The 23,260-nt window shown below is 66.4% G+C and carries 20 protein-coding genes and 1 pseudogene; 12 read left to right on the forward strand and 9 right to left on the reverse strand.

Annotation, left to right across the window (positions count from 1 at the left end; genetic code table 11):
* Positions 1-51 precede the first annotated feature (51 nt).
* The 5 genes and pseudogenes from RQI28_RS17895 to RQI28_RS17915 form a co-directional block, all read left to right on the forward strand.
* Positions 52-162 (forward strand): annotated as a pseudogene (locus RQI28_RS17895) (MYXO-CTERM sorting domain-containing protein); the annotation flags it as partial.
* A complete protein-coding gene (locus RQI28_RS17900) occupies positions 159-1,088 on the forward strand; it encodes a DMT family transporter (protein WP_311223796.1) in 930 nt (309 codons plus the stop codon). The pseudogene RQI28_RS17895 and the gene RQI28_RS17900, both read left to right, overlap by 4 nt.
* A 112-nt stretch (positions 1,089-1,200) precedes the next feature.
* Entirely contained in the window at positions 1,201-2,031 is an 831-nt protein-coding gene (locus tag RQI28_RS17905; RefSeq protein ID WP_311223795.1) for an SDR family oxidoreductase, read from the forward strand.
* Between the two features lie 159 nt (positions 2,032-2,190).
* Positions 2,191-3,396, forward strand: coding sequence for a TRAP transporter substrate-binding protein (locus tag RQI28_RS17910; RefSeq protein ID WP_311223794.1), 1,206 nt, complete (start codon positions 2,191-2,193; stop codon positions 3,394-3,396).
* Positions 3,393-6,095, forward strand: coding sequence for an EAL domain-containing protein (locus RQI28_RS17915; protein WP_311223793.1), 2,703 nt, complete (start codon positions 3,393-3,395; stop codon positions 6,093-6,095). Before RQI28_RS17910 ends, RQI28_RS17915 begins: the two co-directional genes overlap by 4 nt.
* A gap of 79 nt (positions 6,096-6,174) precedes the next feature.
* Here the strand turns inward: RQI28_RS17915 and RQI28_RS17920 are convergent, their stop codons facing one another.
* Positions 6,175-7,074 (reverse strand): DMT family transporter, encoded by a 900-nt coding sequence (locus tag RQI28_RS17920; protein ID WP_311223792.1) that lies wholly within the window; start codon positions 7,072-7,074, stop codon positions 6,175-6,177.
* A 129-nt stretch (positions 7,075-7,203) separates the two neighbouring features.
* Here RQI28_RS17920 and RQI28_RS17925 point away from each other — a divergent pair, with 129 nt between their 5' ends.
* Positions 7,204-8,190, forward strand: a complete 987-nt coding sequence (locus RQI28_RS17925) for a quinone oxidoreductase (RefSeq protein WP_311223791.1) — start codon at positions 7,204-7,206, stop codon at positions 8,188-8,190.
* Positions 8,187-9,050, forward strand: coding sequence for an NUDIX domain-containing protein (locus RQI28_RS17930; RefSeq protein ID WP_311223790.1), 864 nt, complete (start codon positions 8,187-8,189; stop codon positions 9,048-9,050). The genes RQI28_RS17925 and RQI28_RS17930 overlap by 4 nt, the downstream gene beginning before the upstream one ends.
* Before the next feature lie 73 nt (positions 9,051-9,123).
* Here RQI28_RS17930 and RQI28_RS17935 read toward each other — a convergent pair whose 3' ends face one another.
* Positions 9,124-10,041, reverse strand: a complete 918-nt coding sequence (locus tag RQI28_RS17935; protein WP_311223789.1) for a LysR family transcriptional regulator — start codon at positions 10,039-10,041, stop codon at positions 9,124-9,126.
* Positions 10,042-10,139: 98 nt separating this feature from the next.
* Here RQI28_RS17935 and RQI28_RS17940 point away from each other — a divergent pair, with 98 nt between their 5' ends.
* The gene (locus RQI28_RS17940; protein WP_311223788.1) at positions 10,140-11,201 is read left to right on the forward strand and encodes a bile acid:sodium symporter family protein; all 1,062 of its coding nucleotides are present in this window, start codon (positions 10,140-10,142) and stop codon (positions 11,199-11,201) included.
* 19 nt (positions 11,202-11,220) lie between these two features.
* Here RQI28_RS17940 and RQI28_RS17945 read toward each other — a convergent pair whose 3' ends face one another.
* Complete coding sequence (locus tag RQI28_RS17945) at positions 11,221-12,282, reverse strand: NAD(P)-dependent alcohol dehydrogenase (protein WP_311223787.1); 1,062 nt, start codon at positions 12,280-12,282, stop codon at positions 11,221-11,223.
* 105 nt (positions 12,283-12,387) lie between these two features.
* Positions 12,388-12,786: a 4-oxalocrotonate tautomerase gene (locus tag RQI28_RS17950; RefSeq protein ID WP_311223786.1), complete on the reverse strand. Its 399-nt coding sequence runs from the start codon at positions 12,784-12,786 to the stop codon at positions 12,388-12,390.
* Positions 12,787-12,899: 113 nt separating this feature from the next.
* On the opposite strand from RQI28_RS17950, the gene RQI28_RS17955 reads away from it, so the two are divergent.
* Positions 12,900-13,781, forward strand: coding sequence for a LysR substrate-binding domain-containing protein (locus RQI28_RS17955; protein WP_311223785.1), 882 nt, complete (start codon positions 12,900-12,902; stop codon positions 13,779-13,781).
* Between the two features lie 23 nt (positions 13,782-13,804).
* Here the strand turns inward: RQI28_RS17955 and RQI28_RS17960 are convergent, their stop codons facing one another.
* From RQI28_RS17960 to RQI28_RS17980, 5 genes are all read right to left on the reverse strand, one after another.
* The gene (locus RQI28_RS17960; RefSeq protein WP_311223784.1) at positions 13,805-13,978 is read right to left on the reverse strand and encodes a hypothetical protein; all 174 of its coding nucleotides are present in this window, start codon (positions 13,976-13,978) and stop codon (positions 13,805-13,807) included.
* A 227-nt stretch (positions 13,979-14,205) separates the two neighbouring features.
* The gene (locus tag RQI28_RS17965) at positions 14,206-15,876 is read right to left on the reverse strand and encodes a Na/Pi cotransporter family protein (RefSeq protein WP_311223783.1); all 1,671 of its coding nucleotides are present in this window, start codon (positions 15,874-15,876) and stop codon (positions 14,206-14,208) included.
* A gap of 327 nt (positions 15,877-16,203) precedes the next feature.
* A complete protein-coding gene (lspA, locus tag RQI28_RS17970; protein WP_311223782.1) occupies positions 16,204-16,713 on the reverse strand; it encodes a signal peptidase II in 510 nt (169 codons plus the stop codon).
* Positions 16,713-19,592, reverse strand: coding sequence for an isoleucine--tRNA ligase (gene ileS, locus RQI28_RS17975; protein ID WP_311223781.1), 2,880 nt, complete (start codon positions 19,590-19,592; stop codon positions 16,713-16,715). The genes lspA and ileS overlap by 1 nt, the downstream gene beginning before the upstream one ends.
* A gap of 129 nt (positions 19,593-19,721) precedes the next feature.
* Complete coding sequence (locus tag RQI28_RS17980) at positions 19,722-20,777, reverse strand: bifunctional riboflavin kinase/FAD synthetase (protein ID WP_311223780.1); 1,056 nt, start codon at positions 20,775-20,777, stop codon at positions 19,722-19,724.
* A 156-nt stretch (positions 20,778-20,933) separates the two neighbouring features.
* On the opposite strand from RQI28_RS17980, the gene RQI28_RS17985 reads away from it, so the two are divergent.
* The 3 genes from RQI28_RS17985 to RQI28_RS17995 all read left to right on the forward strand — a co-directional run bounded on the left by RQI28_RS17985 (position 20,934) and on the right by RQI28_RS17995 (position 23,252).
* Entirely contained in the window at positions 20,934-21,491 is a 558-nt protein-coding gene (locus tag RQI28_RS17985; protein ID WP_311223779.1) for an HNH endonuclease, read from the forward strand.
* A gap of 165 nt (positions 21,492-21,656) precedes the next feature.
* Positions 21,657-22,655, forward strand: coding sequence for a TRAP transporter substrate-binding protein (locus RQI28_RS17990; RefSeq protein WP_311223778.1), 999 nt, complete (start codon positions 21,657-21,659; stop codon positions 22,653-22,655).
* Between the two features lie 81 nt (positions 22,656-22,736).
* Positions 22,737-23,252, forward strand: coding sequence for a TRAP transporter small permease (locus RQI28_RS17995; protein WP_311223777.1), 516 nt, complete (start codon positions 22,737-22,739; stop codon positions 23,250-23,252).
* Positions 23,253-23,260: the final 8 nt, after the last annotated feature.

Here is a 23,260-nt window from a genome sequence, read left to right on the forward strand (position 1 = left end):
CCGCTTTCCATGCCGCCAGACCCTCATCCTCGCCAGCATCCGCAGCAACACCCTTTGTCGCCGGAAACCTCCGCCGCCATCGCCATTCCGGTGGTGGCGCTGGGCGTGTGGTGGTCGCTGCGGCGCCTGCACCATCGCGTCTTTGCAGCGCGCCACCGATGAGCGGTCCCGCAACACCTGCATCGCCATCGCCATCGCCATCGCCGGTGACAGGGCTGGTGTTCGCCTTCGTCGGCGCCATCGCGTTCAGCGCCAAGGCCATCATCGTCAAGCTGGCGTACCGGCACGGCGTGGACGCGGTCACGCTCATCATGTACCGCATGCTGTTCGCGCTGCCCATCTTTGCAGCCATGGCATGGTGGGCCAGCCGGGGCAAGCCACCGCTGACGCGGCGCGACTGGCTGGGTGTGGCATGGCTGGGCTTCACGGGCTACTACCTCGCCAGCTTTCTCGACTTTGCCGGGCTCGCCTACATCAGCGCCAGCCTGGAGCGGCTGATTCTCTATCTCAACCCCACGCTGGTGGTGCTGCTGGGCTGGGTGCTGTACCGGCGCCGCGTGCGCTGGCTGCAGGTGGTGGGCATGGGCATCAGCTACTGCGGCGTTTTGCTGGTGTTCGGCTCCGAAGCGAATCTGCAGGGCGCGCACGTGGGCTGGGGCGTGCTGCTGGTGTTCCTGTCGGCGGTGAGCTACGCGATCTACCTCGTCTACAGCGGCGAGATGGTGCGGCGCCTGGGCGCCCTGCGGCTGGTGGGACTGGCGACGACCGTGGCCTGCCTGTGCTGCCTGCTGCAGTTCGTGCTGCTGCGGCCGCTGTCTGCCGCGCTGGTTGCGCCGCAAGTGCTGTGGCTGTCGCTGCTGAACGCCACGCTGTGCACGGCGGTGCCGGTGTTGCTGGTGATGCTGGCCATCGAACGCATCGGCGCCGACCTTACCGCGCAGACCGGCATGATCGGGCCGCTCTCCACTATCCTCATGGGGGTGTGGCTGCTGGACGAGCCTTTCACCCTGACCATCGCCGCCGGCACCGTGCTGGTCATGACGGGGATCTACGTCTTTACCCGCATGGCGCGCCGCCGAACCGGGTAGCCCTCAAAGCACGTGCTGCCATGCTTGTGGGCCTGGCGCCTCGCACTATCATCTTTTTGAACTATCAATGGCTCGCCTGGCCGGGCCACCACACCAACGGAGCGAAAGACTTATGGATTTGGGCATTGCCGGAAAATGGGCGCTGGTCTGCGGCGCCAGCAAGGGATTGGGCCTGGGCTGCGCCGAGGCACTGGTGCGCGAGGGCGTGAACGTGGTCATCAATGCACGCAACGCCGATGCGTTGGAACAAGCTGCTGCTTTTTTGATAGCTGCCAGCGCTGACTCCACAAGGGCTGGAGGCATAAAAGGCCCTCAACCCCAGGTGCTGGCAGTGGCTGCCGACATCACCACACCGCAAGGCCGTGCGGCCGCGTTCGAGGTGGCGGGCGGTCCTGGCACGGCGTTCGACATCGTGGTGACCAATGCAGGCGGGCCGCCGACCGGCGACTTTCGCGATTGGGATCGTGACGCGTGGATCAAGGCCGTGGACGCCAACATGCTCACGCCCATCGAGCTCATCAAGGCGACGGTGGACGGCATGGCCGAACGCGGCTTCGGGCGCATCGTCAACATCACCTCCAGCGCGGTCAAGGCGCCCATCGACATCCTGGGCCTGTCCAACGGCGCACGCAGCGGTTTGACCGGCTTCGTGGCCGGCGCGTCGCGCAGCGGGATTGCCGCTCGGGGCGTCACTCTCAACAACCTGTTGCCTGGCAAGTTCGACACCGACCGGCTGGCCGCCACCGTCAAGGCGGCGTCGTCCAAGTCGGGCAAGAGCGTGGAAGACGTGCGCCGCAGCCAGCAGTCCTCCATACCGGCCGGGCGGTACGGCAATCCGCAGGAATTCGGCGCCATCTGCGCCTTCCTCTGCAGTGTGCATGCCGGCTACATGACGGGGCAGAACGTGCTGGCAGACGGCGGGGCCTACCCGGGCACTTTCTGAAGAAGTAAGCGCTTTCGGTAACGCTGGTCACCGGTCCAGCAATCGTCCCTCTGGCTGGAAAATCCATTTTTTCCCCGCTGTTGCGCCTGCCGCAGAGTGGAATGTGGTCAACAATGGCTTCGGCTCGCCTGCCGTTCACTTGAATCCAGGGGACTTGTCATGCCGTTGTTGCCGTTCCGTCCTTCCGTCCCCTGCGTGCTGCGCCAGCTGGCTCTAGGCCTGAGCGTGGCCCTGCTGCCGTGGGCAGCGCTCGGGCAGGAACGGCAAGAGCCCGCGCGCAGCCAGGGCGCGGCCCCGGTGCCGCCGGCCAAAGGCAAGACAGCTGCATCGGCATCGCCCTCGGCATCCAGCACCGCCAGCCGTGTCTCACCACCTGGCGCTACTCCCATTCGCCTGCGGGTGGTGGGTGGCCTGGGCCTCATCACGCAATACACACAGTTCGAGCAACCCTTCTGGACCCGTGACCTGCCGCGCCTGACCGGTGGCCGCCTGACCGCTGACATCGTTCCCTTTGACCGAGCAGGCGTGCCCGGCGTGGAAATGCTGCGCCTGCTGCAACTGGGGGTGGTGCCGTTCGGCACCGCGCTGATGAGTTCGTTTTCAGCCCAGTACCCGCAATACACCGCCGTGGATCTGCCGGGCTTGAGCAACGACATTCCCAGCCTGCGCGTGGCGGCCGCCGCGTTTCGCCCTTACCTGGAGCAGGCCCTGCGCGACGAGCATGGCGTCGAGGTATTGGCGGTCTACGTCTATCCCGCACAGATCACCTTCTGCAAGCGGCCTTTGGCGCGGCTCGACGACCTGGCGGGCCGGCGCGTGCGGGTGTCCTCTCCCGCGCAGGCCGACTTCATCACCGCGTTGGGTGCGGAGCCGGTGCTGACCGGCTTCGCCCAACAACGCAGCAGCCTGGAGTCCGGTGACAGCGACTGTGCCGTCACGGGTGCCATGTCCGGCAACACGCTGGGCCTGGACACGATCACCACCCACCTCTACCCGCTGCCCTTGAATTGGGGCATGGCGGTGTTCGGCGCCAACATGGCTGCATGGAACGCGCTGCCGCCCGATGCGCGCACCCTGCTGCGCACCGAGCTGGCTCGCCTGGAAGCTGCCATCTGGGCCCAGGCCGAACGCGAGACGGTGGAAGGCGTCGCCTGCAATACCGGCCAGTCCGGTTGCCAGACAGGCCGCAAGGGCTCCATGGTGCTGGTGCCCGTGTCTGCGCAGGACGAGGGTCGGCGCATGGAGGTCTTTCGCACTTCGGTGCTGCCCAAGTGGCAGCGCCGTTGCGCCGTACGCTGCGATGAAATCTGGGATCGCACCATCGGTGCCGCCGGCCGCCCGGCCGTGCGAGGCGGTGTTCCATGATGCGTGCCACCTCCCGCACCCGCTTTGCTGTCTGGACCGGCGTTTCGCTGATGCTGGCCGCGCTGGTGCTGGCCACTACGTCGCTGGTATGGAATGCGCGCACTACCGCCTTGGCGGAAAGCGAAGCGCAGGTCAAGCGGTTTGCCTCTGGTGCCGAAGCCGCCATGAACCGCACTTTGCTCTCGTTCGATGTGCTGCTGGCCAGCACCGGCGACCTGCTCGATCTGTCGGCCAGCCCGCGCGTTGAACTGGGCGGGCAGGGCGCGCGGCAACTGCTGCGCAGTGCGGCCAGGCAGAACCTGATGGTGCGCTACGTGGTGCTGATGGATGAGAACCGCAACGTGGTGGCGGCGTCCGATCAGGCCGGCTTCAATGCGGCGCGCGACTTGCCTTCCGGTTTCTTCGAAGAGGCCATGGGCCAGGCTGTGCCGGTGCTGATGGCCAGCCCGCCCACGGTCAGCTTTTCCAGCTCGGAGCGGGTGATCTTCTTCGCGCGGCACGTGACGATGGCCGGCGGAAAGCGATTGCTGGCGCTGGCGCAGGTGCCCTCCAGCATGCTGGTGTCGGTGTTGATGCAGGGCGTCGACATTCCCGCGCTGGAGGTGACCATGGAGCACGGCGGGGGCGACGTGCTGCTGGGCATCTCCAGCCGGGGCGAGCTGCGCCGCTCGGCCACCGTGTACCCGCTGGGCGAACACGGTCATGGCTCGGACAGCGCAGCTACGTCGGCAGCCGTAGGCGCAGCGGCAGCCGACCCTTGGGATCAGCGGGCGCGGCTGACGGGTGTGCCAGCCATGGTGGTTGCGCGCTCCATCCTGTATCCGGACCTGTGGATATCCGCCAGCCTGCCCGCGCGTGCGGCCCTGGACAACCGCCGCACCGAGCGCAATGCCATCGTGCTGGTGGCGTTGCTGTTCGGCGTCACGTTGCTGGCCATCGCGGGTTTTTCGGTGGCCTATCTCAACCGCATTCACCGCGCCCGGCGCGCCATGTCGCAATCGCAGGCCACGCTCGAACAGGCCTTGTCATCTCTGGTGACCGGCTTTCTGCTGCTCGACTCCGACCAGCGCGTGCGGCAGTGGAACCTGCGCTTCGAAGAAATCTTTCCGTGGATGACGCCGTCGCTGCGAGTGGGCATGCCGTTCCGTGAACTGCTGGAGGCTTCTGTGTCCCAACACTTGCCCACCGGCAGCGACGCCGCCCGGCGCGAATGGGTCGAGCAACGCATGCTGCTGCAGCGCTTCCCGCGCGGCACGCACGAGCAGGAGATGCCCAACGGCCACTGCATCCAGATCACCGAGCGCCCCACGCCCGACGGCGGCGTGGTCATTTCGTACCACGACGTGACCGACATCCGCAGGGCGTCTGCCGAGATCGAGAACCTCGCCTTCTACGACCCGCTCACCGGCCTGCCGAATCGGCGTTTGCTGCTCGACCGGCTGCATCAGGCCGAAGCAGCCGCCGAGCGGTCGGGCGAGCGGGGTGTGCTGCTGTTCCTGGACCTGGACCAGTTCAAGACGCTCAACGACACGCTGGGCCATGAAGTGGGCGACCAGTTGCTGCAACAGGTGGCGCGGCGCCTGAGCGCGAACGTACGCACCACCGACACCGTTGCGCGCCTGGGCGGGGATGAATTCGTCGTCATGCTGCGCGATCTGTCCACCGACAGCGACGAGGCCGCAGCATCGGCCAAGCGCATTGGCGAAAAGATCCTGCAAAACCTGAATCAGCCCTACCAGTTGGGCGCGTATACCCACCAGAGCAACTGCAGCATCGGCGCAACCCTGTTTGGTCAAAAGGCCCAGTCCGCTGCAGAGCTGCTCAAGCAGGCCGACATCGCCATGTACCAGGTGAAGGCCCAGCGCGGCAACGGCCTGTGCTTCTTCGACCCCGGCATGCAAGAGGCCATCAGCGCCCGCGCGCGGCTCGAGTCCGATCTGCAGGCGGGCCTGGTTGCAGGGCAGTTCGTGCTGCACTACCAGCCGCAGTTCACGCTGCGCGGCGCGCTGGTGGGTGCCGAGGCGCTGCTGCGCTGGCAGCATCCCGAGCGCGGCATGGTGCTGCCGGGCCAGTTCATCGGCGTGGCAGAAGACAGCGAATTCATCGTTCCACTGGGCCGATGGGTTCTGCGTACCGCCTGCGAACAGCTCGCCCTCTGGCAACGCGACCCCTTTTTGCGCGACGTGCACCTGTCGGTCAACGTGAGCGCGCGGCAGTTCCACCAGCCTGAATTCGTGGCGCAGGTCATCCAGATTTTGCAAGAGACGGGGGTGAGGCCGCACCTGCTCGAGCTGGAGCTGACCGAATCGCTGGTGCTGGACAACGTTCAGGAGTCGGTCGCCAAGATGCATCTGCTGCGCACCAAGGGCGTGCGCTTTTCGGTGGACGACTTCGGCACTGGCTATTCGTCGCTGGCATACCTTACGCAATTGCCCTTGCACCAGCTGAAGATCGACCAGTCCTTCGTGCGCAACCTGGGCGTGCGCCACACCGACGATGTGATCGTGCAGACCATCATCGGCATGGCGCGCAACCTGGAGCTGGAAGTCATCGCCGAGGGCGTGGAAACCGAGGCACAGCGCGACTTTCTGGCCAGCCACGGCTGCGATCTGTACCAGGGCTATCTGCTGGGCCGGCCCATGCCGGCAGCCCAGTTGCGTGCGCTGGCCGCCGAGAGCGCAGGCCAGCCTGCCACCTGAAAGTTTGCTATAGAAATAGTAGCTACTTACGCTTTTGGGATAAGCGCTGGAGTCTGATTTGATCTAAAAGTGTGACGGGTCAGCGCCGCGACGACGCCACGATGCCCACCACGATCAGCGCGAACGCCACGGCGTGATAGAGGTGCGGCACCTCGCCCAGAAACGCCGCCGACAGCACGGCTGCGAAGAGCGGGGTCAGGTTGATGAAAAACCCCGCCACTGCCGGCCCGGCCCGCTGCACGCCCACGCCCCAGCAGCGGTAGGCCAGCAAGGCCGGCCCTACCGCGATGAACAGCAGCGCCGCGGCCAGCGGCCAGCCCCATTCGATGTGGCGCGGCGCCAGCGCCCATTCGGCGGCGGTGAACGCGCCCGACCAGGCCAGGCCGAACACCATCTGCGCCATCAGAAAGGCGGCCCAGTCGCCGCGCACCGATGCGGGCTCCGTGGTGCGCGACAGCAGCCAGCTGTAGAACGCCCAGCACATGGTGGCCAGCACCATGTACAAGTCGCCCGGCACCAGCCGCAGCGCCAGCAACTGGCACCATTCGCCCCGGCTCAGCACCACCAGCACGCCGGCAATCGACAGCAGCGCGCCCACCACATGCCGCCGCGTGACCGGCGCGCCGAAGAACAGCGCGCCGATGGCCAGCATCCACACCGGCAGGCCCGAGCCGACCAGCGTGACGTTCAGCGGCGTGGAGGTTTGCAGCGCCATGTACTGCAGCGCGTTGTAGCAGCCGATGCCCAGCAGGCCCAGCAATGCGAAGCGGCGCCAGTGCGGCCACGCGGGGCTGCCGGGCCGCAGCACACGGTGCGCCAGCGGCAGCAAGATGGCGAAGGCCAGCGCCCAGCGAATGAAGTTCAGCGTGAGGGGTGGCACCAGCGTGTGCACCAGGCGGCCCACCACCGCGTTGCCGGCCCACAGCAGCGGAGCCAGAGCCAGCATGCCCACCGTGGCGGGCGAGAGTCGTTGCGTCATGGGCAGCAACTGTAGCCGCAGCCAGAGCCCTGCAAAGCCGGCTGAAACATGGCAGGATGCCCTTCGCGCCTGCGCCGTGCGTGCAGGCCGTCCTCTTTGATCAACGAGCCCCGCAGGAGACCTTGCCCCATGAGCCTCGCCGTCCAGATCCGCCAGCATGGCGGTCCCGAAGAATTGCATGTCACCGACGTCGAGGTGGGCCAACCCGGCGCCGGCCAGGTGCGCATTCGCCACCATGCGGTCGGCCTGAACTTCATCGACGTTTATCACCGCACGGGCCTGTATCCGCTGCAGATGCCGGCCGGCATCGGCATGGAAGGCGCTGGCGTGATCGAGGCGGTGGGCGAAGGCGTTACGCACCTGCAGCCAGGCGACCGCGCTGCCTATGCCGCCAACCCGCCTGGCAGCTATTGCGAAGTGCGCGTGATGCCTGCGCACAACGTGTGCCGGCTGCCTGATGGCATCGACTTCGACACGGGCGCCGCAATGATGCTCAAGGGCCTGACGGCGCAGTACCTGCTGAAAAAAGTGCGGCCGGTCGAAGGACTGGAGCCCGGCGACTTCGTGCTGTTCCACGCGGCCGCAGGCGGTGTCGGGCTGATCGCCTGCCAGTGGGCAAAGGCGCTGGGCCTGCAACTGATCGGCACCGCCGGCTCCGACGCCAAATGCCAGCTGGCGCAGGACAACGGCGCGGCGCATGCCATCAACTACGCCAAAGAAGACTTCGCCGCACGGGTGAAAGAGATCACCGGCGGGCGCGGCGTGAAAGTGGTGTACGACTCGGTCGGCAAGGACACCTGGGACAAGTCCCTCGAGTGCCTGCGCCCCTTCGGCCTGATGGCCACGTTTGGCAATGCCTCTGGCCCCGTGCCGCCGTTCGCGCCCGGCGTGCTGGGTGCCAAGGGCTCGCTCTACGTCACCCGTCAGACGCTGTTCACCCACATCGCCACGCGCGAGGCCACGCAGGCCATGGCGGAAGATTTGTTCAAGGTGGTGGAAAGCGGCGAGGTCAAGATCCACATCGCGCAGCGCTACCCGCTGGCCGACGTGCAGCAGGCCCACCGCGACCTTGAAGCGCGCAAGACCACCGGCTGCACCATCCTCACGCTGTCGTGAGTGCGGCGCTGAACGGGCGTCCCGACTGGGTGGACGCCGCCCGTGCGCGTGCCTTGCGCCCGCCTGCCAGGCCCCGCCTGCCCTTCGCGGTGGTGGGGCATATGGTGGGCTCCGTCGATGCCGAGATTTTTGATGAAATAGCCTTGCAGCGCTTATTGGATAAGCGCTGGCAGCTATCAAAAAAGGAGTTTGGCGGTGCGCAGTGCTGGCAGCTGCTCAACACCGATGAAGGCCTTATCGACGCCACCGGCACCACCGACGCACTGAACGCCCTGGCCCGCGCCCTGCGCACCACCGGCCATTGCGGCCCCTGGCGCGACGAGCAGCTGGCGGTGCACAACGCAGCGGGCGATTGCATCGGCACGGTGGAGCGCGGCGCCGTGCGCCCGCTGGGCATAACGACCCGCGCCGTCCATCTGGTGGCCTGCGCGCCGGGTGGCGCCATGTGGGTGCAGCAGCGCGCCTTCACCAAGCCCTCCAACCCGGGCCTGTGGGACACGACCATGGGCGGCATGGTGTCTGCCGCCGACACCCTGCCGCAGGCGTTGGCGCGCGAAACCTGGGAAGAGGCGGGGCTTGAAATCACCGCGCTGCATGGCGTGGCGCATGGCGGCCATGTGGATTTCGCTCGGCCGTGCGAGGCGGGTGGCGACGGCGGGCAGCACGCGGAAACCGGCTACATGGTCGAGCGCATCGACTGGTTCCGCGCGACCCTGCCGCAGGGCGTGGTGCCCGTCAACCAGGACGGCGAGGTCGAACGCTTCGAGGCCTGGTCACCGGCGGAGGTACATACGCGTCTGGCAGCGGGGGCGTTCACGCCAGAGGCGGCATTGGTGCTGGCCGGGTTTTATGGCTGGTAGGTAGTTGCCATCGATTGCTATTAAATAAATAGCTGGTAGTGCTTATGGATAGGGCGCTACAGCCTGTTTTCATTCAAATCTGGGGATTGCCGCCGGCTGCGGTCCGCTGGCGCGCTACTTCTCTGACGAGATCCCAAGCCGCCTGCGCCAACGGCACCAGCGCTCGGTTCTTGCGGTGCACCAGCACGATGTCCCGGTCCACGCGGGGCAGCAACGGGCGCACGGCCAGGCGGGACAGGCCTTCGGGTGGCAGCGCCAGCGCAGGAATGACCGAGATGCCCAGGCCGGCATCCAGCATGCGAAAGATCGTGGTCGGGTGGCCCACCTCCTGCGCCACGGTGTGCGGCACCGCATGCGCGGCGAGTGCCCGGTCGATCAGGCGGCGGCTGCCCGAGGCGTGGTCCAGCAGCACCAGCGACTCGTCCCTCAAGTCGCTCCAGCGCACCCGCTTGCGCGCTGCCAGCCGGTGGCCGGGCGGGCAGGCCAGGCAGAACGGGTCGGTCAGGATAGTCTCGCAATGCAGCGCGTCGCGCTCGCCTGGGTCAATCACCACGCCGAAATCCACCTCGCCCGACAGCACGCTGGCCAGCACGTCGCTTTGCATGCGGTCCAGCAGCATCAGGTCTAGCTCGGGCATCGCCTCGCGGCAGCGCGCGATGCAGTCGGGCATGAGGTTGGCAGACAGCGTGGGGCTGCTGGCCACGCGCACGCGGCCCCGGCGCGCAGTGGCCATGCCGCGCACGTCCAGCAGCACGCCTTCCAACTCGTCAAGAACACGCGGCAGCCGCGCGGCCAGGCTGCGGCCTGCGTCGGTCAGCGTCACCTCGCGCGTGGTGCGGTTCAGCAGCTTCAGGCCCAGCTGTGCCTCCAGCTCGGTGATGGATCGGCTGACAGCGGGCTGCGTCAGTCCCACCGCATCGCCCGTGCGGCTGAAGTTGGCTGTCGCCGCCACCGATTGGAAGACATGCAGTTGGCGCAGGGTGACATTCATGCGTGTGAATCATAGAACCATCAGTGAAATCCATTTCACTCAGGGTGCGCAATGCAGTCCAATCGGGGCCATTGACGCTTCCAGGCTCCGAGAAAACCATGGCCCGATCCAAATTCCTGCCCGACAACTACATGCTGGCGCTGCTGTTCACCGTGGCGCTGGCCAGCCTGCTGCCGGCCTCCGGCATGGTGGCGCGTGTGTTCGAAGGGGTGACGGTGGCGGCGGTGGCGCTGCTGTTTTTCCTGCACGGGGCCAAGCTCTCGCGCGAGGCCATCGTGGCTGGCCTGTCCCACTGGCGGCTGCACCTGCTGGTGGTGGCCAGCACCTTCGTGCTGTTTCCGCTGATGGGCTGGGCGCTGCGGCCGGTGCTGGAGCCGCTCGTCACGCCCGATCTGTACCTGGGCGTGATCTTTCTCTGCGTGCTGCCGGCCACGGTGCAGTCAGCCATCGCCTTCACCGCGATGGCGCGCGGCAACATGCCGGCGGCCATCTGCAGCGCGTCGGCCTCCACGCTGCTGGGCATCGTCATCACGCCGCTGCTGGTGGGGCTGCTGCTGCCGAAGGTAGGAGGCGCCGCCGGTGCTGCGCAGCAGCCCGACGCGCTGGCCAGCATGGGCCGCATCATGCTGCAACTGCTGGCGCCTTTCGTAGCCGGGCACTTGCTGCGGCCGTGGATCGGCGGCTTCGTGAAGCGCCGCGCCGCGGTGCTCAAGTATGTGGACCAGGGCTCGATCCTGCTGGTGGTCTACACCGCGTTCAGCGCGGCCGTCATCCAGGGGCTGTGGCAGCAGATTCCGCTGGGCGCGCTGCTCGGGCTGCTGCTGGTGTGCGCCATCATCCTGACGCTGGCGATCGTCTCCACCACGTGGATCAGCCGCCGGCTGGGCTTCTCGAAAGAAGACGAGATCACCATCGTGTTCTGCGGCTCCAAGAAGAGCCTGGCGAGCGGCGTGCCCATGGCCAAGGTGCTGTTCGCATCGCACGCCGTGGGCGCCATCGTGCTGCCGCTGATGGTGTTCCACCAGATGCAGCTGATGGTGTGCGCGGTGCTGGCGCAGCGCTATGCACGCCGGCCCGAGCTGGCCGAGGCCGATGCGGTGGCGGCCACGGCCATCATCACCGCGCCGCCCGCGCCGGCCAGCGAGGCGCCCCGCGTTTGAAGCGGCGCGGCGCGTTCGCTCAGGCCGCCTTCAGCGTCGCCATGTCGATGACGAAGCGGTAGCGCACGTCGCTTTTCAGCATGCGCTCGTAGGCGTCGTTGACGGCGTCCATGCGGATGGTCTCGATGTCCGCGAGGATGCCGTGCTCGGCGCAGAAGTCGAGCATTTCCTGCGTCTCGCGAATGCCGCCGATCAGCGAGCCGGCCAGACGGCGGCGCTTCATGATCAGGCTGAACACGTTGGGCGATGGGTGCGGGCTGCCCGGCGCGCCCACCAGGGTCATGGTGCCGTCGCGCTTGAGCAGCGCGAGGAAGGCGTCCAGGTTGTGCGGCGCGGCGACGGTGTTCACGATCAGATCGAAGCTGTTGGCATGCGCGGCCATCTCGTCTGCGTTCTTCGACACCACGACGGCATGCGCGCCCAGGCGCAGCGCATCGTCGCGCTTGTCCGCCGAGGTGGTAAACAGCACCACTTCGGCACCCATGGCGGCTGCGATCTTCACGCCCATGTGGCCCAGCCCGCCCAGGCCGACGATGCCGACCTTCTTGCCCGGGCCGGCCTGCCACTGGCGCAGTGGTGAATAGGTGGTGATGCCGGCGCACAACAGCGGCGCCACGGCGGCCAGGTCGCTCTCCGCGTGGCTGATCTTCAGCACGAAGCTCTCGCGCACCACCATCTGCGACGAATAGCCGCCAAAGGTGTTGGCGCCGGTGCCCTGCTCGGGGCCGTTGTAGGTGCCGGTGAAGCCGTTGTCGCAGTACTGCTCCATGCCTTCGGCGCAGGGCTCGCAATGCTGGCAGCTGTCCACCATGCAGCCTACGCCGACCAGATCGCCCACGCGGAACTTGCTGACCAGCGCGCCCACGGCGGTCACACGGCCGACGATTTCGTGGCCGGGAACGCTGGGGTACTGGGTGCCGCCCCATTCGCCGCGCGCGGTGTGCAGGTCTGAATGGCAGACGCCGCAATAAAGGATGTCCAGCGCCACGTCCAGCTCGCCGGGCGTGCGGCGGTCGATGGTGAGCGGAGCCAGTGGGCTGGTGGGCGATGTGGCGCCGTAGGCGAGTGCGGTCGTGGTCATGGCAAGGTCTTGTGTGTGTAGTGGGAACAGTGCCAGACCATAGCCGAATGCCGCCGAATGCGCAGTCGCCTGGCCTACAACCGCTGGCTGTCTACGGTTGCACGGTCAGACGCCGGCCTGTTGATGCCGCCACTCCTGCGTGCGCCCGCCGTACCCGTAAGCAGCAGCACGTGCGTCGATCAGGTGCACGTAGCTCACCGTGTGCAGACTGGGCAGCAGGGCGGAGAAGGCGGCGTGGACCTCGCGCAGGTAGAGCGCCTTTTCGGCCTTGGTGTTGGTCTCGTCGGTGATGCTGATATCCAGGTGGAAGGCGCTCTGGTTCAGCTCTGCCAGCGACGTGCCGCCGATGAACCACTGCGCTGCGGGAATGAACTGCACCGTGGTGGCGATCACCGGCAACTGCTTGCCCAGCACGCGCTGGGTCAGCTCGGCAATGGTGTCTACGGCGAGGCGGGCCAGTGCGGCGTCGGGCTCGCCGCTGAGGTGGATGACGGTGTGTGGCATGAAGAACTCCAGGTTCTGCTGTGGATATGGCTGTATTCTTCGGCTTTTCATTCCATCGGAAAAGCGGGATGATTTGATGTCAATCATCGGTAGAACCGCTGGATAGAAATTTAATGCGCCACTTTCATCTGGAGCAACTCAAGAGCTTTGTCGCCGTGGCCGAGGCCGGCAGCCTGACAGCCGGGGCGCCGCAGGTGTTCCTGTCGCAGTCGGCCGTGAGCGAGCAGCTGCGCAAGCTCGAAGAACAGGTTGGACAGGCGCTGCTGTTGCGGTCCAAGGCCGGTGTGGTGCCCACGGTGGCCGGGCAGCGCCTGCTGGTGCATGCGCGGCGCCTGCTGGCCATGAGCGAAGAAGCCTGGCTCGATCTGCGCGGCGTGGCGCTGCAGGGCACGCTGCGACTGGGCGTGACCGACTACTTTCGCCCGGCCGAGCTGGCCGGTTTGTTGGCACGCCTGCAGGCGCGTCACCCGGGCGTGCGGCTGCAGGTTACGGTGCAGAAAAGCGGCGCCATCGAATCGGCTTACGGACAGGGCGAATTTGACGTGGGCCTGACCATGCGCCTGCCCGCGGCGGCCGCAGGCGCAGGCGCCAGCGCTGCTGCAGGCCAGACGCTGCGGCGTGAGCCATTGCACTGGATGGGTGCCGTGCAGGCGCTGGATGCACCGCCTGCCGCCGGTGCTCCGCTGCGCCTGCTGGCGCTGCCCGACACCTGCTCGCTGCACCAGTTCACCGTGGCCTTGCTGCAGCGGCGGCGTGTGCCGTTCGCGGTCACGCTGATGGCGTCTGGCGTGCCGGGGCTGCAGTCCGCACTGGCAGCGGGGCTGGGCGTGGCCTGCCTGAATGCGTCCGCGTTGTGCGACGGTGTGCAGGTGCTGCCTGCAGCGTGGAAGCTGCCGGCGCTGCCCCAGGCGCGGTTCATGGTGCTGCCGCCGCGCGCGGGCGAATCGGACTTCGTGCAGCGTGCCCGCCAACTGCTGGTGACGGACTTCGGTTGACGCGGCCAGCGCGTCTCGACAGATTACTGCCGCGCTTGGTCCGCTTGCTCTTCTTCGCCGGGCGGCACCTTCAGGCGGTCGTTGCGGACCTCTTTCATCATGTCCTCACCAACGGGATCGGTACCGTCCAGCGGAACATCATTTTCCTGGGTGATTTCGGGCTCGTCGTTTGCGTGTTCGCGCGGCGTGTTGGGCATGGCGGCTCCTGGTCGATTAGGAAGAAAAAGCGGGCAGGGAAGCAGCCAGCGTATGGGCTTCGGGGTGCCTTGGCAAACGCAAGGTCTTACAGAGGGAGCCTCTGCACGGACCGAGCGGTGAGCGTGGCGACGGCCATGGACGGCCGTGGAGCTACAGCAGGGCGGCGTCTGACTTTGGCGGCCTGCTCAAGGCTATGGCGGGGTGCGATGACCCCGCTACTGATGGCTCACTGATTGGCAGAAGCCTCAATGGGCGAGGGGTTTGCAACACGCAGCCGATTGGGCGCCAGGGCTCCGGCTGAGTCGAGAATGGGATAGGCGATCGAGCAGATGTGCGAGTTGATGCGCTTCAGTTCGCTGATCAGGTCAATGTGCAGCGAACTGGTTTCCATGCTGGTCAACGTGTTGTCTGAGAGCCGCACCAGGTGGGTGTTGGCATAGGCGCGTTCCAGGTCGCGAAAGCGCGCCTTTTCTTCCAGCAGCTTTTGTGCGTCGCGCACGTTGCCGTTGAGGAACACGCTCATCCCTAAGCGCAGGTTGTCGATCAGGCGGCGGTGCAGCTCGGTGATCTCGGCCATGCCGGCTTCGGAGAACTTGCGGCCCTTCTTGATCTTCTTGTCTTCGATGTCCAGCAACACGCGCTCAATGATGTCGCCGACCTGCTCCATGTTGATGGTGAAGCTGATGATGTCGGTCCAGCGCCGGCTTTCCTCTTCGCCCAGGGCCTCGCGCGAGATCTTGGTCATGTAGTACTTGATGGACGAATAGAGCTCATCCACCTCGTCGTCCATTTGGCGCAGGCGCTCGGCCAGCTGCACGTCGTTCTTCTGAATGACGTCCATGACCCCGACCAGCATGGTCTCCACCACGTCGGCCTGATACAGCGCCTCCCGCGCGGCGCACGAGATGGCCAGAGAAGGCGTGGACAGCGCGGAAGGGTCCAAATGGTGCGGCCGGCGGCTTTGCACGCCGGCCGGCTTGGGCAAGAGGCGCGTCACCCAGTGCGCCACCCACTGTGTGAACGCGATGAACCCCAGACTGATGACCACGTTGAAGGCCAGGTGGAACATCACCACCCCTTGCGCCGCGCCCGGCAGGTGCGGGTGCACATGCCGCAGCCACAGGCCGATGAAGGGTGCCACCAGCACCACGCCCATCAGCTTGAAGACCAGGTTGCCCACGGTGACCTGGCGCACCTCGACCGCCGATTTGGCGGTGGTCAGCACTGCCAGCAGCCCGCTGCCCAGGTTGGCGCCCAGCACCAGGCCCAGCGCCACATCCAGCGGCACCACGCTGGAGGCGGCCATCGCGGCGATCAGCAGCACGATTGCCAGGCTGGAATAGGCCAGGATGGCGAGCAGCGCGCCCATGAACACTTCCAGCACCAGGTCGCTGTTGAGCGAGCCCAGCATGGCCTTGATGATGGGAGACGACAGCATCGGTCCGCTGGCTTGCACCACCATTTCCAGCGCCAGCAGCATCAGGCCCAGACCTATCAGCACACGCCCCACGCGGCCAGCGGTGTTGTCCTGCCGTGAGATGAACAGCACCACACCCACGAAGATGAACAGCGGCGACAGCCAAGACAGATCAAACGAGAACAGCACCGACATGAGCGCCGTTCCCACGTCGGCCCCGCGCATCACCGCCAGCGCGGCGGGCAGGGTGATGAGACCCTGGCCGACGAAGGACGACGTCATCAGCGAGGTGGCCGTGCTCGACTGCACCAGCGCCGTCACGCCCATGCCCGACAAGGCGGCCGTGAACCGGTTGCCCATGCTGCGCGCGAGCATGGAGCGCAGGTTGGCACCGAACACGCGCAGCACGCCGGTGCGCACCAGGTGGGTGCCCCAGACGAGCAGCGCCACGGCTGCCAAGAGATTCAACAAGTGCTTCATGAACGGAAAATTGGGTCCTGTGCCGGGGAGTGCGAAGGGCACGTGGAGCGTGCGAAAAGCGGGCGGTGGGCTCCCGGGCAAGCGGGACAGCATACTCCTGATTCGATAGCGAACCAGAGCGCTGACCAGTGCGGCGCGGGGCCGCTGGGTCGGAGTTCACGCTCGTCGGGGGCGAGAGTATGCGCCGCCAGTTGCCCCATCCTTGTAGGAGTGGGACTACTCCGCAGCCTTGGGGTGGGACAGTTGCACGACAGCGGAGCGCGCCACGGGAAACAAGACGGCCCGCACAGGGCGGGCCGCGAAAGGTGCGCTCAAACAGCAGGGAGCTCAGCGCCCGCGCTTGACCCGCAGCAGTTCATCCACGATCAGGCAAACCGCACCCACCGTGATGCCGGCATCGGCAATGTTGAAGGCCGGAAAATGCCAGCCGCGCAGGTGGAAGTCGAAAAAATCCACCACATAGCCGTGCATCATGCGGTCGACCACGTTGCCGACGGCTCCGCCCAGAATGCTGGCCAGCGAGAAGCAAAACAGCTTTTGCCCCGGGTGCGCACGCAGCTGCCAGACGATGAAGAGCGCGGCCACCACGCCGATGCCCGTGAACAGCCAACGCTGCCAGCCGCCCGCGTCCGCCAGGAACGAAAAGGCCGCCCCGGTGTTGTGCGCCCGCACGATGTTGAAGAAGCTGGTGATGTAGGTGGCGTCGCCCAGACGGTAGTAACCCAGGATCAGCGTCTTGGTGAACTGGTCGGCCACGAAGATGAGCACGGCCCAGGCCAGCCACGGCCAGACAGAGCCGCCTTTGGACGAAGAAACAGTGGAGATGCCGCGCGCCATTACGCATGCTCCCGCTGTTCGCCTGCGCCGTGCAGGTTGCTCACGCACCGGCCGCAGATCGTGGGATGGGCGGCATCCTGGCCGACATCGGCCCGGTAATGCCAGCAGCGTTCGCATTTGGCATCAGAACTGGCTCTAGCGCTTATGGATAAAGCGCTTCCAGCTATTAATTCGATAGCGGATGTGATGAACACGAACTTCAGGTCGTCGCCCAGGCTGGCCAGCAGCGCGTGGTCTTCTGCGCCTGCGGTCAGCGTGACGTTGGCCTGCAGCGAAGAGCCCACCTGGCCTTCGGCGCGCAGCGCCTCGATCTCTTTGTTCACCACATCGCGGATCTCGCGGATGCGCGACCACTTGGCCAGCAGGCCTTCGTCGGCGCCGGCCCCCGTGCCTGCGACGTTGCCGTAGGTCTCCACGAAGATCGAGTCGGAGCTGCCGAACACCTTCCACGCCTCTTCGGCCGTGAATGACAGGAACGGCGCCATCCAGCGCAGCATGCCGTGCGTGATTTGGTACAGCGCGGTCTGGGCGCTGCGGCGCGCCAGGCTCTTGGGTGCCGTGGTGTAGAGGCGATCCTTGAGCACGTCGAGGTAGAAGCCGCCCAGGTCTTCCGAGCAATAGAGCTGCAGCTTGGCGACCACCGGGTGGAATTCGTAGACCTTGTAGTGCGCGAGCACTTCGTCCTGGAACTGCTGCGCGCGGGTGAGCGCGTAGCGGTCGATCTCCAGCATCTGGTCGAACGGCACGGCGTCCACGGCCGGGTCGAAATCGCTCACGTTGGCCAGCAGGAAGCGCAGCGTGTTACGGATGCGGCGGTACGCGTCCACCACGCGCGCCAGGATCTTCTCGTCACCCGCAATGTCGCCCGAATAGTCGCTGGCGGCCACCCACAGGCGGATGATCTCGGCGCCCAGCTTCTTGTTGATCTCCTGCGGGTCGATGCCGTTGCCCAGCGACTTGCTCATCTTGCGGCCCCGGCTGTCCACGGTGAAGCCGTGGGTCAGCAGGCCCTTGTACGGCGCGCGGCCGTAGAGCGCGGAGGCGAGCAGCAGCGAGCTGTGGAACCAGCCGCGATGCTGGTCGTGGCCTTCCAGGTACAGGTCGGCCTCGGGGCCTTCGGTGTGGAACTGCGGCGCGTGTGTGCCGCGCAGCACGTGAAAGAAGGTGGAGCCGGAATCGAACCACACTTCCAGAATGTCGGTGCTCTTGGTGTAGCAGGCCGCGTCTTCGGCGCCCAGAATCTCTTCGGACGTCACGCGGCTCCAGGCCTCGATGCCGCCTTGCTCGACGATGGCTGCCGCCTGGTCCATGATTTCCATGGTGCGCGGGTGCAGCTCACCCGAATCGCGGTGCAAGAAGAACGGGATCGGCACGCCCCAGCTGCGCTGGCGCGAGATGCACCAGTCGGGCCGGTTGGCAATCATGTCGTGCAGGCGGGTCTTGCCGTTCTCGGGGTAGAAGCTCGTGTGCTCGATGGCTTGCAGCGCGGTCTTGCGCAGCGTTTGGGGCGCTTTGTCCTTGGTGAAAACGCCTTCGCCTTCGTCCATGCGAATGAACCACTGCGCGGCAGCGCGGTAGATCACCGGCGTCTTGTGGCGCCAGCAGTGCGGGTAGCTGTGCGTGATGTCCTTGGTGGCCATCAGGCGGCTGGCATTGCGCAGCGCCTCGATAACGACCGGCACGGCCTTCCAGATGTGCTGGCCGCCAAACAGCGGAAAGTCGGCCGCATAGGTGCCGTTGCCCTGCACGGGGTTCAGGATGTCGTCCAGCGCCAGACCGTGGGACACGCAGGAGTTGAAATCCTCCAGCCCGTAGGCGGGCGAGGAATGCACGATACCGGTGCCGTCGTCGGCCGTGGCGTAGTCGGCCAAGTAGACGGGCGACAGGCGGCGGTAGCCGGCATCGACGTCATACAGCGGGTGCTCGAACTCCAGCCCGCCCAGCTTTTCGCCCAGGGCGGTCGCCAGCACCTGGCCGGTCAGGCCGTAGCGCGCCATGCAGTCTTCGACCAGCGACTCGGCCAGCACCAACAGGCCGCGCTCGGTGTCCACCAGCGCGTAGGTGATGGTGGGGTTCAGGTTCAGCGCCTGGTTGGCGGGGATGGTCCAGGCGGTGGTGGTCCAGATCACCACGAAGGCTTCCTTCGTGAGTGCGGGCACCCCGAACGCGGCGGCCAGCTTGGCAGGCTCATGCGCCTTGAAGGCCACATCCAGCGTGGTGCTCTTCTTGTCCTGGTATTCGATCTCGAATTCAGCCAGCGACGAGCCGCAGTCGAAGCACCAGTACACGGGCTTGAGGCCCCGGTAGACGAAGCCGCGCTCCATCACGCGCTTGAACGCGCGGATCTCATTCGCCTCGTTGGCGAAGTTCATCGTCTTGTAGGGGTTGTCCCATTCAGCCAGCACCCCCAGGCGCTGGAAGTCGCCCAGCTGCTGCGCGATCTGCTCGGTGGCGAAAGCGCGGCTCTTGGCCTGCATGTCGTCACGCGAGAGATTGCGGCCGTGCTTTTTTTCGATGGCGTTCTCGATCGGCAGGCCGTGGCAGTCCCAGCCGGGCACGTACAGCGCGTCGAAGCCTTCGAGCTGGCGCGCCTTGGTGATCATGTCCTTCAGGATTTTGTTGACCGCGTGGCCCATGTGGATCTGGCCGTTGGCATAGGGCGGGCCGTCGTGCAGGATGAACTTCGGCGCCCCGCAGCGCGCATCGCGCAGGCGCTTGTACAGGCCCTTGTCTTCCCATTCCTTGACCCAGCCCGGCTCGCGCTTGGGCAGGTCGCCACGCATCGGGAAAGGGGTGTCTGGCAGGTTCAGCGTGGCGCGGTAATCCGTGCCGGATGGCGCAGGGGATGCGGTGGGTGCAGCGGTTTTCTGATCGGACATGGGAGGACCTGAGGGGCGGGCTGTTGCCGGGCATGGGCCCGGAAAGCGGGGAGGCGGGGGAGGAGAGGAAGAGGGCGGTGGGGAGCGGACGGTACCGCGGCTGCAGCGGAGGCAGCGGCTGGAAGGCCGTCAAATTCGGTCGCGCGTGGTCTGGCGACGGGTTCCGGCATGGGCCGCGCCCGCAGCGCCGGTGCCGACGAAGTACGCCCGCGCGTCATCGCAGTCTTTGGCGATGCCGGTCGTCAGGGCGTCGAAGCTGTCGTACTTCAGCTCGTCGTGCAGTTTGTGCAGGAGTTCCACCCGAATGATTTTACCGTACGCCCCTTCGGCCCCCAGGCCGGTCGGCCATTCGAGGCAGTGCGTCTCCAGCAGCACCCGGCCCCCGTTCACGTCAGTGGGGTCGAGCGACGGGCGAACGCCCAGGTTGGCCACCCCCGGCAGGGGTTCGTCGCCCAGGCCATGCACCCGCACGGCAAAAATGCCGCTGGCGGCCGGCTTCCAGTGGGCAAAGCGCAGGTTCAGCGTGCGAAAGCCGTCGCCCGCGCCTGCGCGGCTGGCGCCCAGGTCGCGCCCGAGCTTGCGCCCGTGCACCACGTGGCCGCTGATGGCGTAGGGGCGGCCCAGCAGGCGCGCGGCGGCCTCCATGTCGCCCCGGTCCAGCGCATCACGCACGGCCGAGCTGGACACGCGCAGCCCGTGCACCTCGTAGCTGTTCATGCGCGCCACGTCAAAGCCCTGCGCGCGGCCGGCGGCATCCAGCAAGGCGTAGTCGCCCGCACGCTGAGCGCCAAAGCGGAAGTCGTCACCCACCAGCACGTAGCGTGCGCCCAAGCCCCGCACCAGCACCTCGTCGATGAAAGCCTGCGGAGGCTGGCTGGCCAGCCGTTCGGTGAAGGGCAGCACCACGGCCTGCTGCACACCGCAGGCGGCCAGCTCGACCAGCTTGTCGCGCAGGGTGCCGATGCGGGCCGGCGCCAGTTCCGGCCGCTGGCGGGCGGCGGCGAAGTAGTCGCGCGGATGCGGCTCGAAGGTGAGCACGCAGCTGGGCACGCCCCGGTGCGTGGCCTCGCTGTTCAGCAGCGCCAGCATGGCCTGGTGCCCGCGGTGCACGCCATCGAAGTTGCCGATGGTGAGCGCGCAGGCCTGTGCGATGCCGGGGTGGTGAATGCCGCGGAAGATCTTCATCCGTTTGCTCTGCTTTTGATAGCGTACAGCGCAGGTAAATCAAGCGCTAGACGCCAATTTGTCATGAAAAGAGTATATTGTGCGTCAGGGTGGCCGGGCATGGTCACCTTGAGACATCAGCGTTCCGATTCTTGTTTTTTCAGCAGGAGGCGTGTAGTGAAGGTCTTGAAGTTGTCGGCACAGGGGCTGCCCCAGTCGTGGATCACGCTGGAGCAGGCGGTGATCCACTACGCCGCGGGCGAGGTGCGCTGGGAATCGGGTGGCCAGGTGGCGCGCTTTCGTGGCGGGCACAACGCCATCACGGGCGAACAGTCGGTGATTGCCATCAACAGCATCATCGGCACCCGGGGCGTGCCGGCCATCAACCCGTTCGAGCTGAAACCCAGCCTCACCAACCACAAGCTCTTCGCGCGCGACCGCAACGTCTGCGCCTACTGCGGCGGCCACTTCCACGAAGAAGCGCTGACGCGCGAACACATCGTGCCCTACGCCCGCAACGGCGTAGACCACTGGATGAACGTGGTCACCGCCTGCCGCCCCTGCAACCACCGCAAGGGCCCGCGCACGCCTGAGCAGGCGAACATGCCGCTGCTGTACGCCCCGTACGTTCCCAGCCTGTGGGAAGACTTCATCTTGCGCAACCGGCGCATCCTGGTGGACCAGATGGAGTTTTTGATGGCGCACGTGCCCAAGTCGTCGCGCCTGCTGGACTGAGCGGCCTGGACTTGGTGCGGCACCAACGCCGGTGGCGCGTGGTTTCCCGTACATGGCAGGCGCGCTAGCGGGGAGATAATTCCGCCTCGCTTTCGCCGGTATGTACCGGCATTCACGCCATTCATCGCCATCGGGCCTGCGGGCTCCACAGATCGGATCGTTTTCATGCGCACTGTAGTTTCTCGCCGCCTGGCCCTGGCCGCTGCCTCCGTTGTCGCCATCGCCGGCCTGCCAGCCACTTCCGCCTTCGCCCAGCAGGCCAAGGAAATCAAGCTCGGCTACGCGCTGGCCGTCAATTCGCACTACGGCGCTGCCGCCCAGGCCTGGGCCGACGCGGTGGACAAGGGCACCAATGGCGCCATCAAGTTCAAGCAGTTTCCGTCCAGCGCGCTGGGCGGCGAGCGCGAGCTGATCGAAGGCCTGCAACTGGGCACTGTGGAGGCGGTGATCGTCTCCACCGGGGCTTTGAGCAACTTCGTGCCCGACGTGGGCGTGGTGGACATTCCCTTCCTGTTCCGCGATACGGCCCATGCTCGCGCGGTGCTGGACGGCGCCTTCGGCCAGGAACTGCTGGGCAAGTTCAAGGCGCGCGGCCTGATCGCTCTGGCCTGGGGCGAGCAGGGCTTTCGCCACCTGACCAACAACAAGCACGCGGTGAAGACGCCGGCCGACCTGAAGGGCCTGAAGATCCGCGTGACCGAGAACCCGGTGCACATCACGGCTTTCCGCACGCTGGGCGCATCGCCCACGCCCATGTCCTGGCCCGAAGTGATCGGCGCGCTGCAACAGGGCACGATCGACGGGCAGGAAAATCCCATGTCGGTGATCGTGTCGGCCAAGCTGGCACAGGTGCAAAAGCACCTGTCGCTGACCGGCCATGTGTACGCGCCCATGGCGCTCATCGTCTCTCCCGGGTTCTGGGGTGGTTTGACCGACGCGCAGAAGGCTGCCTTCACCGAAGGCGCCAAGGCCGGCGCACTGGCCTCGCGCAAGTTCGTCGACGACGTCGAGCAAAAGGGCCTGGCCGAGGTGAAGGCCGGCGGCATGCAGGTGGTCGAGTCGGTCGACAAGGCCGCCTTCCAGAAGGCGCTGGAGCCTGCCTACAAGCAGTACGCCACCAAGTTCGGCCAGAAGACGCTGGACCAGATCACCAGCGTGAAGTGACGAGGCAGGCGGGGCGGCGAGGCCCTGCGAGTCCTTATTGCCCGGCTTGGCCGGGCTTTGTTTTTTCAAGAATCCACACCCATGCTCCAACGCTTCGAGCGCGCACTGGTGGCCGGCAACCGCTGGCTGCTCATCATCTTGCTGCTGGCCATGGCCTGCATCGTGTTTGCCAACGTGGTGCTGCGCTATACCACGGGTGACTCCATCGTCTGGGCCGAAGAGGTGGCGCGGCACCTGATGATCTGGGGCACCTTCCTGGGCGCTGGTCTGGTGCTGCGCTTTGGCGGGCATGTGGCTATCGACAACCTGCACCCAGTGCTGGGCGAGCGGGGCGCTCGGGTGCTGCGCGGCTTCATCGTGGTGGCGCTGGGCGTGTTCTTCCTGGTGATGGCCTGGTTCTCAGTGCAGTACGTGTGGGCCACGCGCTTTCAGACCACACCGGCCACGGACATCGCCTTCGCCTGGATCTATTCGGCCATGCCGGCAGGTTTCGTGCTGCTCTTCGTGCACCTGCTGTTCATGGGGCGCGGCTACATCCGCGATGGCCGCTACGTCCCTTCCGACGAGATGGACGCCGAGTCGGCGGCCTCGCTGTGACGACGACC

The organism is Acidovorax sp. WCS2018Noco2-16, from assembly GCF_031843945.1.
GTDB lineage: Bacteria > Pseudomonadota > Gammaproteobacteria > Burkholderiales > Burkholderiaceae_C > Paracidovorax.